At 62.3% G+C, this 14,454-nt stretch carries 13 protein-coding genes; 6 read left to right on the top strand and 7 right to left on the bottom strand.

The features are described from left to right. Positions 1-119: 119 nt before the first annotated feature. Positions 120-1,913, top strand: coding sequence for an ABC transporter ATP-binding protein (locus tag G6N78_RS22975; RefSeq protein WP_165224390.1), 1,794 nt, complete (start codon positions 120-122; stop codon positions 1,911-1,913). Between the two features lie 30 nt (positions 1,914-1,943). Here the strand turns inward: G6N78_RS22975 and G6N78_RS22970 are convergent, their stop codons facing one another. Next, a complete protein-coding gene (locus G6N78_RS22970; RefSeq protein WP_165225423.1) occupies positions 1,944-2,636 on the bottom strand; it encodes a GntR family transcriptional regulator in 693 nt (230 codons plus the stop codon). 198 nt (positions 2,637-2,834) lie between these two features. Here G6N78_RS22970 and G6N78_RS22965 point away from each other — a divergent pair, with 198 nt between their 5' ends. From G6N78_RS22965 to G6N78_RS22945, 5 genes are read left to right on the top strand one after another with little or no spacing between them, the layout of a single operon-like run. Continuing rightward, complete coding sequence (locus tag G6N78_RS22965) at positions 2,835-3,488, top strand: aspartate/glutamate racemase family protein (protein WP_165224387.1); 654 nt, start codon at positions 2,835-2,837, stop codon at positions 3,486-3,488. Between the two features lie 5 nt (positions 3,489-3,493). Next, positions 3,494-4,858 (top strand): dihydroorotase, encoded by a 1,365-nt coding sequence (locus G6N78_RS22960; protein WP_165224384.1) that lies wholly within the window; start codon positions 3,494-3,496, stop codon positions 4,856-4,858. An 11-nt stretch (positions 4,859-4,869) separates the two neighbouring features. Next, positions 4,870-5,796 (top strand): dihydrodipicolinate synthase family protein, encoded by a 927-nt coding sequence (locus G6N78_RS22955; RefSeq protein WP_165224381.1) that lies wholly within the window; start codon positions 4,870-4,872, stop codon positions 5,794-5,796. Beyond that, positions 5,796-6,554, top strand: a complete 759-nt coding sequence (locus G6N78_RS22950) for an SDR family oxidoreductase (protein ID WP_165224378.1) — start codon at positions 5,796-5,798, stop codon at positions 6,552-6,554. Before G6N78_RS22955 ends, G6N78_RS22950 begins: the two co-directional genes overlap by 1 nt. Positions 6,555-6,557: 3 nt before the next feature. Beyond that, complete coding sequence (locus tag G6N78_RS22945) at positions 6,558-7,703, top strand: MalY/PatB family protein (RefSeq protein ID WP_165224375.1); 1,146 nt, start codon at positions 6,558-6,560, stop codon at positions 7,701-7,703. A 57-nt stretch (positions 7,704-7,760) separates the two neighbouring features. Here the strand turns inward: G6N78_RS22945 and G6N78_RS22940 are convergent, their stop codons facing one another. From G6N78_RS22940 to G6N78_RS22915, 6 genes are all read right to left on the bottom strand, one after another. Next, entirely contained in the window at positions 7,761-9,698 is a 1,938-nt protein-coding gene (locus tag G6N78_RS22940; RefSeq protein WP_165224372.1) for a TRAP transporter permease, read from the bottom strand. Positions 9,699-9,708: 10 nt separating this feature from the next. Beyond that, complete coding sequence (locus G6N78_RS22935) at positions 9,709-10,665, bottom strand: TAXI family TRAP transporter solute-binding subunit (protein WP_165224369.1); 957 nt, start codon at positions 10,663-10,665, stop codon at positions 9,709-9,711. A 109-nt stretch (positions 10,666-10,774) separates the two neighbouring features. Further along, complete coding sequence (locus G6N78_RS22930) at positions 10,775-11,956, bottom strand: ABC transporter substrate-binding protein (protein ID WP_165224366.1); 1,182 nt, start codon at positions 11,954-11,956, stop codon at positions 10,775-10,777. Between the two features lie 55 nt (positions 11,957-12,011). Further along, positions 12,012-12,734, bottom strand: coding sequence for an ABC transporter ATP-binding protein (locus tag G6N78_RS22925; RefSeq protein ID WP_165224363.1), 723 nt, complete (start codon positions 12,732-12,734; stop codon positions 12,012-12,014). After that, positions 12,724-13,527, bottom strand: coding sequence for an ABC transporter ATP-binding protein (locus G6N78_RS22920; protein WP_165224360.1), 804 nt, complete (start codon positions 13,525-13,527; stop codon positions 12,724-12,726). The genes G6N78_RS22925 and G6N78_RS22920 overlap by 11 nt, the downstream gene beginning before the upstream one ends. Next, entirely contained in the window at positions 13,524-14,453 is a 930-nt protein-coding gene (locus G6N78_RS22915; protein ID WP_165224357.1) for a branched-chain amino acid ABC transporter permease, read from the bottom strand. The genes G6N78_RS22920 and G6N78_RS22915 overlap by 4 nt, the downstream gene beginning before the upstream one ends. Between the last annotated feature and the right edge of the window lies 1 nt (position 14,454).

Below are 14,454 nucleotides of genomic sequence, written 5' to 3'. Positions count from 1 at the left end.
GGTGGTCATCCTACTTTCAGGCACGACAAGGCGCTTGGCAAGTTAAAATATATTACGTAATATATTAGAAAATTTTGCCTTGACCGGCGCGCCGGTCGCCAGTCCCGGAACCTGTTGCCATGACCATCCTCTCCGTCAGCAATCTCACCACGTCCTTCCGCCGCAACGGCGCCTGGAACGCGGTTGTCAATGACGTCAGCCTGGAGGTCCATGCCGGTGAAACCGTTGCGATCGTGGGGGAATCCGGTTCCGGCAAAAGCGTGACCGCCATGTCCATCATGCGCCTGCTGCCGGAGCGGACCTCGCGCGTTACCGGAGAAATCCGACTGGAGGGAAGCAACCTCCTCTCGCTCAGCGAACATGAGATGCAGGACGTCCGGGGCAATCGGATCGCTATGATTTTCCAGGAGCCGATGACGTCCCTCAATCCGGTGATGACGGTGGGGCGGCAGATTGCGGAAGCGATCCGCAGACATCGTCAGATGAGCGCGGATGAGGCGCGGCGCGAGACGATCGCGCTCTTCGACCGCGTCCGCATTCCGGCTTCGGCCAAACGCTTCGATGAATATCCACATCAACTTTCGGGCGGAACATTGCAGCGGGTGATGATCGCGATGGCGCTGGCCTGCCGACCGCGTCTGCTGATTGCCGATGAACCGACCACTGCGCTGGACGTGACCGTGCAGGCGGAAATTCTGCAACTGATCAAATCCCTCCAGGATGAAGAACAGATGGGCGTCCTGTTCATCACCCATGACATGGGTGTGGTGGCCGAAATCGCCGATCGGACCGTTGTGATGTTCCGCAGCCGCGCGCTGGAGACGGGACCAACGGAGCAGATTTTCGAGAGCCCGCAGCATACCTACACCCGGGCGCTTCTGTCCGCCGTGCCCCGGCTTGGCTCGATGCAGGACCGTGCCGCTCCCGCGACCTTCGCGCTTCTGGATACCGATACGGCTGCTGTCACGCCGGAACGGGCGATGCAGCAGGCGGGAAGCAGGCCCGTTCTGGAAGTGCGCAACCTCGTGACCCGGTTCGATGTGAAGACCGGTCTTCTGGGTCGCGTGACGAGCCGCGTGCATGCCGTCGAAGACGTTTCCTTCGACCTGCGGGAGGGTGAGACGCTGTCTCTCGTCGGCGAATCCGGCTGTGGGAAATCGACCACCGGTCGCTCGGTGCTTCGGCTCGTCAATCCGACCAGTGGGACGATCCGAATCAATGGCGAGGACATCGGTGCCTTGTCGGAACAGGAACTGACGCAGCGGCGCAAGCGCATGCAGATGATCTTTCAGGATCCGTTCTCCAGCCTCAATCCCCGCATGCGCGTCGGCGAGGCCATCGCCGAACCGATGATCGTCCACCAGCTGGCCGACAAGCAGAACGCGATGGCGGCAGCAGTCGCACTGCTGGAGAAGGTCGGGCTTAAGGCCGACATGGCGCGTCGATTCCCACATGAATTTTCCGGTGGCCAGCGGCAGCGCATCAGCATTGCCCGGGCACTGACCCTCAATCCGAGCCTGATCGTGGCCGACGAAGCCGTGTCAGCGCTGGACGTCTCGATCAAGGCGCAGGTCGTCAACCTCATGCTCGAACTGCAGGAGACCCTTGGGATCGCCTACCTCTTCATCAGCCATGACATGGCCGTGGTGGAGCGCGTCAGTCACCGCGTGGCCGTGATGTATCTTGGTGAAATCGTGGAAATCGGCTCCCGGGCACAGATCTTCAGCGATCCGCAGCATCCCTACACGCGGCGGCTTCTCGATGCGGTGCCGATCGCCGATCCGAAGCGACGCAATCATCGCCGTGCGCAGGCCGAATTCGAACTCGGCAGCGCCGTGCGGCCGGCGGATTTCGTGCCGGTCAAGGCCGTCTATCGCGAGCACGCCCCCGGTCATCTGGTGAAAGAGAACTGAGGAAGACGGTATGACGCTCTCGGACTGTTTTCAGAGCGTGAGGCCGGCGCGGCCGTTGGCAATCAGCGCGGCCACAAGGCCCTTCCGGGTGTTTTCGTTGTGCTCCATGACGGCTTGCCGCGCCTTTTCCGCATCGCGGGCCCGCAGATGCGCCAGGATACGATGATGATCTTCGGTGGTTTCCGGATTGATGTCGCGCACGCGGGTGCCCATGTGGAACAGTCGGGCGCACTCCTCCAAATGGCTCATCACCAGCGTAAACAGGCGTTGGTTGCGGGATCCTTGCGCGATCAGGGAATGAAACTGCTCATTGCGGGAGACGAAGGTGCGCGTGCTCACCTCTTCGCCCATCACATAACTGGAATCGGCCAGCTCATCGAGCTGGTCCATCTCTTCGGTCGTCAGATTCTCGGCCGCCAGCGCCGCCGCGGTCCCTTCGAGCACACCGCGTACCGAAAACAGGTCGTTCATGTCCTTGATGGTCACCGGCGTCACGCGGTAACCGCGCCGCGGATAGGCTTCCATGAACCCTTCCACGCACAGCCGCCCCAGCGCTTCGCGCACCGGCGTCTTGCTCATCTGCAACCGCTCCGCCAGTTCCGGCTCCGACACTTCGGCCCCTGGCGCCAGATCGCCTGTGATGATTCGCTCGCGCAGGATGGCATAGGCCTGTTCCGTCAGCGATTTCGTGCGCTTCTCAGCCGTCGGGTAGGCTTGATCCATGGCTCTCACGTTCCGTCTCCTCCGGCCCGGCACCGGGCGTTCCTGTTCTTTTTGCGGCCAATCGGCGCGATGTCAAAGCGTTTCCGTCCTTTTGGACCGGCAGGCCTGCCTCAGGCGCTTTGACACATGAAACCTTGTAATATACCACGTAGTATATCTAATCCAGTCAGATGTGGCGACAAGCCGCCGGAGTGAAGCGTGTCGAAGATCCTCGTCATCAATCCCAACAGTTCCGTCTCCGTTACGCAATCGATGGAAGCGTGCCTTTCACCGGTCAGGGCGGCGACCCGCCATGAGATCGTGTGTACCGAACTGCCAAAGTCCCCGCCCGGCATCGAAACCGACGATCATGTCGCTCAGGTCATCCCCAACATTCTGGAGACCGTCGCAACCGCCGATGCCGACGCGTTCGTGCTCGGCTGTTTTTCCGATCCCGGAATCGATCGGGTCCGGGCAGCAACGACAAAGCCGGTGACCGGAATAGCGGAATCAGCCTATCTCGGCGCCCTGTCGCTCGGTCGGCGCTTCGGCATCATTTCGCTCGGCCCCTCCTCCATCGCCCGGCACCTGCGCTACCTGCAGGCGCTCGAGCTGCACCACAGGCTTGCCGGCGACCGATCCATCGATATGACCGTCGTGCAGCTGATGGCGACCGATGTCGTCGAGACCGTGGCGCGCACCGCCCGCCTCCTTCGTGACGACGACAAGGCCGATGTGATCATTCTCGGTTGCGCCGGCCTTGGTTCCTATCGGGCGGCACTGCAGGACACGCTTGGCCTGCCGGTGATCGATCCCGTGCAGGCGGGCGTCGCGCTCGCTGCCCATCATCTTGACATGTCCTACGCGAGGTAACACCCATGTCCTACGATCTCATCCTTCGCGGCACCGCTGTCCTGCCGGATGGCCCGGTGGAGAATACCTGGATCGGCATTACCGCCGGCAAGATTGCGGCCATCGGCACAGGCGATGCGCCGGCCGCCGCCGCGGTCCACGACTGCGGCGAGGATCTCATCTTCCCCGGCATCATTGATGGCCAGACCCATGCCTGCAGCTATGGCGGACTTCCCGGCATCCGCTCCACCACGCGTTCGGCCATTGCCGGCGGTGTCACCACCATTGTCGACATGCCCTACGACAATCCCGCGCCGCTCAACGACATCGCGCGCCTGACGGACAAGGTCACCGCCATCCAGCAGCACGCCCATGCGCATGTCGCGCTCTACGGAACCATCCTGCCGGGGCAGTCCCCGGAAGAGGTTGCACCGCTGATCGACGGTGGCGTGGTGGCTTTCAAGATCTCGACCTTCGAAAGCAGCCCCACACGGTTTCCGCGCATCGCATCCGACCAGATCTTCGGCATCTTCAATGCGCTTGCCGAGACCCCCCTGCCGCTCGGCGTACATAACGAAGATCAGGAAATCGTTCGCGCCTATATCGCAGCCGCCAAGGCCGCCGGTCACAACGGCATCGAGGCGCATTCGGCCAGCCGCCCGCCGGCCGCAGAACTTGCGGCAACGGCCCAGTTTCTGGAACTCGGCGCATCCGCCGGTGCGCACGCCCATATCGTGCATCTGACGACCGCCCGCGGTTTCCAGCTCGTCGACAACTACCTAGCGGACGGGTTCCGCGCCACCGGCGAGCTCTGCGTCCACTACCTGTGGTTCGATCCGGATCGGGATGGGCATGAGCTCGGCGCCCGTATGAAGGTGAACCCGCCGATCCGCCCCGGCCAGATCGACGCCTTGTGGGAGGAAATTCTTTCCGGCCGTGTCGCATTTGTCAGCTCCGACCATTCCAGTTGGCCGATCGACAACAAGTTCACCGATTCGATCTTCGATGCCGGCGCCGGCGTGCCGGGGCTGGAGACGCTGCTGCCGGCCTTCTACACCGCCGCCGACGAACGTGGTCTCGATGCCGCAAGCCTGGCCGCCGAACAGCTGTGCGAACGGCCCGCGAAGTTCTTTGGTCTCTGGCCGCAAAAGGGCGCGATCCGGATCGGAGCGGATGCCGATCTCGCCGTCGTCAGCCGGACGCCCCAGACCTGGAACGCCCAGACGGCGCATGACGAGTTGCGCTGGAGCCCCTTCGACGGGCGCCGCTTCAATATCACCGTCAGCCGGACCTATCTGTCGGGGCAACTCGCCTTCGATGGCAAGGCCGTTCTCAACCAGCCCGGCGACGGACGTTACGTGCGCCGCGGCCAATCCCATTGGTTCGAATAGGAAGATTTTTCATGGCTCTTATTACATCGGGCTCCAGGGGCGTCTTTGTCATTGCCGTGACGCCCTTCACGGAAACGGGTGCTCTCGATCATGACAGCATCGACCGGATGGTGGATTTCTACGACGAGAAAGGCGCCGACGGCCTCACCATTCTCGGCATGATGGGCGAAGCGCCGAAGCTCACCCAGGCCGAATCGATCGAGGTGACGAAGCGGACGCTCGCCCGAGCGGGAGAAAAGCCCGTGGTGGTCGGCGTTTCCGCACCGGGCCTTGCCGCCATCGGCGAACTGACCAAGGCCGTGATGGATCTCGGTGCCGCCGGGGTCATGGTGGCACCGCCCTCCTCGCTGCGCACCGACGACCAGATCATCACCTATTACCGCAACGTGGTGGAAACTGTTGGGACCGAGGTGCCGGTCGTGCTGCAGGATTTTCCGCTGTCCACCGGGGTGCAGATTTCCACGAAAACGCTCGGCATCATCTTTGAAGCGCATCCGAGCATCGTCATGCTCAAGCACGAGGACTGGCCGGGGCTGCAGAAGATCTCCGACCTGCGCCAGGCGGAAGCCAACGGCCGGCGCCGTGTCTCGATCCTCTGCGGCAATGCCGGGGTTTTCCTGCCGGAGGAAATGCAGCGCGGCGCAGACGGCGCCATGACGGGCTTTGCCTATCCGGAAATGATGGCTGATGTCGTGCGCCTCAGCAACGAAGGACGCCACGAGACGGCGCAGGATGTCTTCGACGCCTACCTGCCGCTGGTTCGCTACGAACAGCAGCCGGGCATCGGCCTTGCTGTGCGCAAATACATCCTTGCCAAGCGTGGCGCGATCGCCAGCGCCGCCCAACGCCGTCCCGGCGCATCGCTGAATGCCGCAGCGATTGCCGAAGTCGACGCTCTGATTGCACGGCAGACCCGCAAGCTGGAGGCTTTGAAATAATGGATCTCAAGATTTCCGGAAAGAAGGCGCTGGTGCTTGGCGCCAGCCGCGGCCTCGGCGCGGCCATCGCCCACGCGCTTGCCGCCGAAGGGGTGCTTGTTTACGCCGCCGCCCGCACTATCGACGCGATGGCTGCCGTACCGAACCTCCGCCCCGTACAGGTGGATCTCGCCGACGAACAATCGGTCAGTGACCTGATCGCAAAGCTCCAGCAGGAGGGCGGCGTCGATATCCTGATCAACAACACGGGTGGCCCGAAGGCGGGCCCGGCGATGGGGCAGACGCGCGACGCCTGGCAGTCGGCGTTCCAGATGATGGCGACCTCGATCTTCGCCATCACCGACGCGCTGTTGCCCATGATGATCGAGAAGCGTTGGGGACGCATCCTCACCATCGGATCCTCCGGCGTTGTCCAACCCATCGCCAATCTGGCGCTGTCGAACGGCGTGCGGGCCGCGATCGCCGGCTGGTCGAAGACGCTCGCAAGCGAGGTTGCCCGCCACGGCGTAACCGTCAACATGATCCTGCCCGGCCGCATCGATACCGACCGGGTCCGCGAACTCGACACCATCAAGGCGGACAAGACCGGCAGCAGCGTGGACGCGGTACAGGCGGCCTCGCGCAACGAGATCCCGATCGGGCGTTATGGGCGTCCGGAGGAATTTGCCGCTGTCGCCGCCTTCCTCGTCAGCGAACCGGCAAGCTATATCAACGGTTCCTCCATCCGCGTCGATGGCGGCATGATCCGGGGACTGTGAACGATGACCGACTTCGATACCGTTTTGAACCGGCACGGTACCGGAAGCTCCAAGTGGAGCCGCTATCCTGATAACGTGCTGCCCATGTGGGTTGCCGACATGGACTTTCCGGCCGCGCCGGAGATCATTGCCGCGCTCAACGAGAGGCTGCAACATCCGGTGCTTGGTTACGGTATCGCCCGGACCGAACTGCGTGACCAGATCGTCGCCGACATGGCGGAAAAATACGGATGGGCGATCACCCGGGAAGATATTGTCTTCCTCCCGGGCGTCGAACCCGGCTTCAACATGGCGCTGAAGGCGATGCTGGCGCCCGGAGATTCCGTCACCGTCCAGACGCCGATGTACCGGCCGATCTTGAATGCGCCTGGACATTGGGGGCTCGTTCGCCAGGACGCCGCGCTTACGCCCTCGTCCTCCGGCTGGGTGATGGATGAAGCGTCGTTTGGCGAAAAACTTGCGCAGTCCAAGGCTCTGCTGTTTTGCAATCCGCATAATCCGACAGGCAAGGTGTTCACGCAGGCAGAACTTGAGCGCATCGCTTCGCATTGCCAGAGCCGGGATGCGCTGATCATCTCCGATGAGATCCATTGCGACCTGCTTCTTGACGTCCGCCAGCATATCCCGATCGCGACCACGTCCGCAGACGCCGCCGACCGCACGATCACGCTGATGGCGGCCAGCAAGACCTACAATATCGCAGGCCTGAAGACGGCATTTGCCATCATCCAGAATCCGGATATCCGCGAGCGGTTCGCAGCCTCGCGGCTGGGCATGGTCGACAGCGTCAACATTCTGGGGCTCGAAGCGACACTGGCGGCCTTCCGCAGTGCCGGCGCGTGGAAGACGGACCTCCTGGCCTATCTGCAGTCCAACCGGGACTTCCTGATGGGCGAACTGGCAAATCGTTTTCCGGGCATTCGCTGTATCGCGCCGGAAGGAACCTTCCTCGCCTGGCTGGACTGCAGCGATTTGAAGCTGGCACCCAACGCGCAATCGTTCTTCCTGGACCATGGCAAGGTCGCCTTCAGCGCAGGTTCCGAGTTCGGGACGGCCTACGACCAGTACGTCCGCCTCAACTTTGGATGCCCCCGCGCGATCTTGGAAGAGGGGCTTCACCGGATGGCGGCGGCTCTTTCTCACATTTAGAGATAGGGCCACTTTTGCATCACGCAGCGTCGAAGACGCTGCGTGATGATCGTTTGCTCAGGTTCTGACGCTTGCCTCCCGCCGTGTCGGCACCAGGCTCGACACCAGCAGCACGAGGCCGATCAGGCTGACGCCGTATTCGAGCCAATCGCCACCGATTTCGGCGAGAGGGGCAATAACCAGGAGCCCGATGCTGAGCCAGGCACAGCGCAAGGCCGGCCCCAGCGGCTTCAGGCTATGGCCGACCAGGCCGCCCGTGACCAGAACCAGCGCCAACACGGAACTGGCAAACACATAGCCGATATGGGCCCACGAGCCGATGAGCAGCAGCCCCGGCTTGTAGATGAACAGGAACGGCAGGAAATAGGCGATCCAGCCGAAGCGGAATGCCTCGATTTCCGTCTGTCCCTTGGACGCGCCGGCAAGGCTCGATGCGGCGAAACTGGCCAGGGCGATCGGGGGCGTGATCATCGACAGAATACCGTAGTACAAAACGAACATGTGCGCCGCCATCGGCTCGACACCGAGTTGAACGAGCGTCGGTGCGGCCAGCGCCGCCATCAGCAGGTAAACGCCGGTGGTGGGAAGGCCGAGACCAAGAACGATGCCGATCAAGGCCGTGACGAGCAGGAGGCCAAACAGGCTCGTGCCGCCGAATTCGAGCAGATACATCGACAGCGCAAAACCCAGCCCCGTGGTGGACAAGAGGCCGATGATCATGCCTGAAACCGCAGTGATGAGAAGAACGTCGCATGTCGTGCGACCGGTATCGATAACCACGTTCAACATCTGCCGCCAGTTCATGCCCTGTTTGCTCGAACGGGCAAAACCAGCCGCAAGACCCGTCACAGCCAGCGCTGCAAATGCCCAGACCGCGGCGACTTCCGCTCGCATGTTCCAATGGAAGATGCAGAACAGCAGGACGGCGAAGCCAAGAACGGCAAGCCAGCCGTCTCTGACGACGGAAACGATGCCGCGCCGGTCCAGTCCGGAGAGAGAGGGAATATTGTCGCGACGCGCGATAAAATCGATCTGAACGTAGACCGACAAGTAATAGAGGATGGCAGGCAACATCGCGGCAAGCGCCACCGCCTTATAGGGCACCATCAGAAGTTCGGCCATCAGGAAGGCGGCAGCTCCCATGACCGGAGGCATGAGTTGGCCACCCGTGGAGGCAACAGCCTCGATGCCACCGGCCTGTGCCGGCGTGAACCCGGCGCGTTTCATCAAGGGAATGGTCATGATGCCGGTCGACATCACGTTGGAGACGGCGCTGCCGGACACCGTGCCGAACAATGCCGACGCCGTCACCGCCACCTTGGCCGAGTTTCCCGGTCCGCGTCCGGCCACCCGCATGGCAAGCTGGGTGAAGAAATCACCACCGCCACAGGCAATCAGCAGCCCCCCGAACAAAACGAACACCACGACGACAAAGGCCGCGATCTGCAGCGTCTGCCCCCAGACGGCGGACGAATCCGTGCCGAGAAAGCGCAACACATCGGCTGCGGCCATGGGCCGTCCCTGAAGCGAGCCCGGCACCCAGTCACCGAAGACTGCATAGGCAAACAGCAGCGCGAAGATGATGATCAGCGTCCACCCGACGACCCGGCGCAGCGCCTCCATGCTCAGTGCCGTGACCAGTATGCCGAGAAGCAGCGCCTCGGTCGGGTAACGATGGGTCGCCTCCGACAGGACGGGAAAGCGCCAGGACACATAGATCCCGAGCGCGATGGAGAGGCAGCCGGCTCCCCAGTTGGCGATGCGCAGAACCAGCGCATCGCCTGCCTTGCGGCGCAGATAAACCACGGCCAGCGAAGCCCCGAACATCAGTGCGACGATCTGTTCCGGATAGATCAGAAGGCCCAGGCGCTGGGGCAGAGCCACGACCCATACGAGGGCGAGCACCGGGACCAGAAGGGAGAGGAAGCGTGAGACAAGCCCCATCTCGTCCAGCCGCACATTCGCGGTCTCATCCTTGACGGCCGTCGTTTCCATCATTCGGTCCTCACTTGCCGGACCAGATGCCGACGCTCTTGTAGAACGCCACGGCACCCGGGTGATACTCGAGCTTCGTCACATGGGCGAGCTTGGCGGGGTCGAACTCGCTCCAGATCGGCCCGGCCGCCTGCAGGCTTTCCTTGCCTTCGTAAAGCGCCTTTGCCACCTTGGCGACCGTCTCGTCCGGAACGCTGGCGCTGGCAAACAGCGTGTAGTCATAAAAGAAGATGTTCGTGTCGGCGGAAATGCCGGGCGACTTGGGCAGCTGGGTGCCCTTCTTCAGCGCCGTCCCCGGAAGCAGCGTATCCAGCACCGCTTCGTCACCGTCCTTGTAGGTCAGGAAGGTAACGCCACCCACGGACGCCTCGATATCGAGCACCGACTGTGATCCGGCCGTTGCGATGGTCACATCGGTCTGGCCATCCTTCAGCGCTTGAAACATGGCCGGGAAGTTGGCGATGGGAACCGATGTGACATCGTCATAGGTCAGACCTGCGGTCTGCAGCGAGGCCCGAATGATGAAGTCGCCCAACGAATTTGCCGGAAAGCGCGGCACCTTCTTGCCCTTCAGATCCGCCATGGTTTTCATGCCGGACTTCTCGGTTGCCATAAGACCGGCATTGAACGGAATCAGCGAGGCCACCATGCGCAGGTTCGGGCTGGGCTGTCCCTCAGACATGCCGGTTCCGGAAATGGCATAGGCGGTCTGCGGGAAGTTGGCGATCCCGAATTCGACCCGCCCGGCATCGACCAGCGGCAGGTATTGCGACGTGTTGGCCATCACCTGCGGACGCACCATGACGCCAGCCTTTTCCGTGATCGTCTTGGCAAGGGCCGTCGCGATCTGCTCCGTTGCGCCTCCCTTGGTCGTTGCCAGTCCGACGGTTTGGGCGCAGACCCCCGTGGCGACGGCGGCAGACAATGTCCCCGCCACTGCGACCTTCATCATCAAGCGTTTCAACATTTCCTGTTCCCTCTGTTCTTTTTGAGCATGGTCCTGGCACATCCTGGCCGGGCGTTTGACCACACTGGAGATCAGTGTGGTGCACTGTCGCAATGACGCTGCCGAGCGATTACTTGCACGGATCAGCCGGGGCCTGGTCGAACTTGGTCCACTGGCCGTCCTTGATCTCGATGACATAGCCAGGAAGCTCGGCATCATGACCGGCAAAGCAGATGTTATCGCCGAGGATGCCGGAGAAGTTCACGCCCTGCATGGCGGCAACGACTTTCTCGCGCTCATCGGCAAGCTTCGACGGATCGCCCGTCACGCCCGCCTTCTCCATCACCTGCTTCATCAGGAACAGCGTGTCATAGGTCTGCGCGTCGGAATGGTGGGCGCCGAGCTTGTGGATGCCGCGCTTTTCGGCTTCGGCGACAAACTTGTCGTTGAACGCCTGGGACCGTGCGTTAAAACCCTTCCAGAAGCCGGCAACGAGCAGCGTCCCGTCGCCTTCGGGTCCGAACAGTTCGAGCACGTTGGGATCGGCAAAGATCTGCGAGCCGATGATGCGGCCCTTATAGCCCTGGCGACGGAGTTCCTTGATGACCTTCGATGCGGAGGGCGGGGTGCCGGCAATGGCAACGATGTCCGGATTGGACTGCATGATCTGGGCCGCCTGGGCCGACATGTCGAAGCTCTTGTACTGGACCGCGATCGGGGACCCGTGCTTGATGCCGGCCGCCTCCAGGAGGGCGGGATAGAGTTTCGTGCCGGCGGCATTGGAGACCACCTCGTCGGAGATGTAGACGATCTCCGCGGTATCCGCCTTCACACCCTTCGCTTTGATCGATTTCAGCAGACGGCTGAACTGCTTGGATTCATCTTCCGACAGACGGTAGCTGTAGGTCTTGCCATCGGTCAGCCCCGGCGTCGAAGCCGAGTTCGGCATCATCAGCACCTTCAGCCGTTCCGCATCGTTGAGCGCCACGGAAAATTCGGCCGAGGAAAACGGACCGAGGATGGCAAGAACACCATCATCCTGCGCAAGCTTGCGCGCGCCGACCGACGCCTGTTTCGGATCCGAGGAGGCTTCGAAACGGACAAGCTCCACTTTCTTGCCGTTGATGCCACCGGCAGCGTTGATCTCGTCGACGGCGATATCGGCCGCAACAACGGCGGGTTCAGCAATGCTCTTCAACACGCCGGCGGTTGTCACAATATTGCCGATCTTGATCGTGTCTTCGGCGAGTGCGGGTCCGCTGACAAAGACGGTCAGCGCAACGGATGCGAGGAAACGGAAACCTGATTTCATGGCACTCTCCTTGTTCTTTAAGATGGCGTTGAAGCCGATGGGTCTAGGATCGATGTCAGTTTGCCGCGGCGTGGCCGCCGCCGAGATAGGCTTGGGTAAGAGCACTGTTGCCTGCGAGCGCCTGGGCTTCGTCGGCCAGCACCACGGAACCGAGTTCCAGCACATAGCCGCGACCGGCGATGTCGAGCGCCATGCCGGTGTTCTGCTCGACCAGCAGGATGCTGATGCCGGACCGGTTGAGTTCCACGATCAGATCGAAGAGATTGGCGACGAACAGCGGCGAGAGCCCGAGGGACGGCTCGTCCAGCATGATGAGCCGCGGCCGGCTCACCAGAGCGCGACCGATCGCCAGCATCTGCTGCTCTCCGCCGGAGAGAACGCTGGCCTTCATGTCGCGCCGTTCGGCGAGATTGGGAAAGCGGTCATACACCTGTTTGAGGTCGCGGCCCCAGTCGCTGTCTCGACGCAGATACGCACCCATCAGCAGGTTCTCATGCACCGTCATGCTGACGAAGATCTGCCGGCCTTCGGGGACGAGCGCCATGCCGTGGCGCACCCGTTCGGCCGGGACCGACTGAGCAAGTTCGCGACCGGCAAACCGGATGGAGCCGGATGTGGTCTTGACGGCCCCCTGCAGCGCCCGCAACAGCGATGTCTTGCCTGCCCCGTTGGCGCCGAGAACGGTGACGATCTCGCCCTCTGCCACATCAAGATCGAGCGATTTGACTGCATGGTTGCGGCCATACCGCACATCCAGATCCCGCACTTCAAGCAACATGGGACGCTCCCGATTTTGCAGCCTTGGCATGGTTGGGACCGAGATAGGCCTCGAGCACCAGCGGATCGTCCTGCACCTGTGCGGTCGGCCCCTCGTAGATCTTCTTGCCGAAGTTCAGGACGACCGCCGTATCGCATAGCTCGCGCACCAGGCCCATGTCGTGTTCCACGACCAAGAGCGTGACACCCGAGCGGCTGATGCCCTTCAGAAACTCGGTGAGGCTCTTCGTTTCGCTGCCATTGAGGCCCGCCGCGGGTTCGTCCAGCAGCAGGATCTTCGGCTTGGCGGCAAGCGCGCGCACAACCTCGATCTTCTTTCTGACGCCATAGGGCAGCGTCGCGACAACCTCCCCCGGATAGGTCTCAAGACCCATCTTCTCCAGCAGGTCCTCTGCCTCTGTTCGCCAATGCGAGCGGCCGAAGAACGACAGCGGTTTCAGCATGTCGATGAGGGAACCGGCATGCGCCTGTTGCCCCAGCATGACGTTTTCCACCACCGACAGATGCGGCATCAGCCGGATGTTCTGGAAGCTGCGGGCGATGCCGAGGCCTATGCGCTTGCGCGAGGGATAGTCGAGGATCGACTGCCCATCGACCTCGATCTTACCCGCATCCGGCCGGTAGAACCCGGAGATCAGGTTGAAGATGGTCGTCTTGCCCGCGCCGTTCGGGCCGATCAGGGCCATGCGGGCGCCGCGCGGCACATCGAAGCTGACATCGGAGGTGACCGTCAGACCGCCGAACTTCTTCGAGACGCTGGAAAGACTCAGGATGATATCGGTCGAGGTGCTCATGCCGTCACCTCGCGAACCAGGCGCCTGCGACGTGCAAAGCGGCTATGAACCCGCGCGACCATCGTTCGCGTGATGAGACCCTCCGGCCGGAACATCATCATGAGCACGGTGAGTACGCCGAGGATCACGAAACGCCAGCTTTCATCCGGCGGGGAGATGCTGCCGCTCTCACCAAAGGCAGTCGCGATCCACCCTTTGAATTCGGGCAGGACGGAGCGAAGAACCTCCGGTAACAGGGTAAAAAAGACCGCGCCCACCAGAGGACCAAGGGGCGTCTGCGTGCCACCGAGCAGCACATAGAGCAGCACATAGATGGACAACGTCGCATTGAAGCTCTGGCTCTCGACAAAGCTGTAGCTGTGGGCATAAAGGGCACCCGCAAGCCCGGCCAGCGCCGCGCCGATGGCAAAGGCCGATACACGGACGCCGCGCACGCTGACCCCCAGAAGATCGGTCACGACGTCATCGTCATGCGCCGCGCGCATGGCGAGGCCGAAACGGGTGGTCATCAGATAAAAGCACAGCAGGGTCACGATCAGCGCAGACCACATCGGCACGGGATAATCGACGTAATCCGGCACCGACATGCCCATGGCTCCCCCCAGAGCTTCGGTGTTGAGGATCGCGCCGCCAATGACTTCCGCAAGCGCAAAGGTTGCAAGCACAAGATAAACGCCCTTGGTACGCAAGAGCGGCAAGGCAATGGCGACGCCGACGGCGCCCCCGACCAAGATCGAGGCGGGAATCGTCGTCCACACCGTCAGTCCGTAGTTGGCGGACAGATAGGCCGCGGTATAGGCGCCAAGTGCCTGAAAGCCCGCGCCGCCCAGATTGAGCTGACCGGTCGCAACCGGCAGGAAGATGGCATAGGCCATGATGATGTTGATCGCGAGGATCGTCAGAATCCCGGTCCAGTAGCCACTCATA

This window comes from Allorhizobium pseudoryzae (assembly GCF_011046245.1).
In the GTDB taxonomy this organism is placed as follows: domain Bacteria; phylum Pseudomonadota; class Alphaproteobacteria; order Rhizobiales; family Rhizobiaceae; genus Neorhizobium; species Neorhizobium pseudoryzae.
Note: the sequence above shows the minus strand (reverse complement) of the source record. Positions and strands in the feature narration are given on the sequence as shown.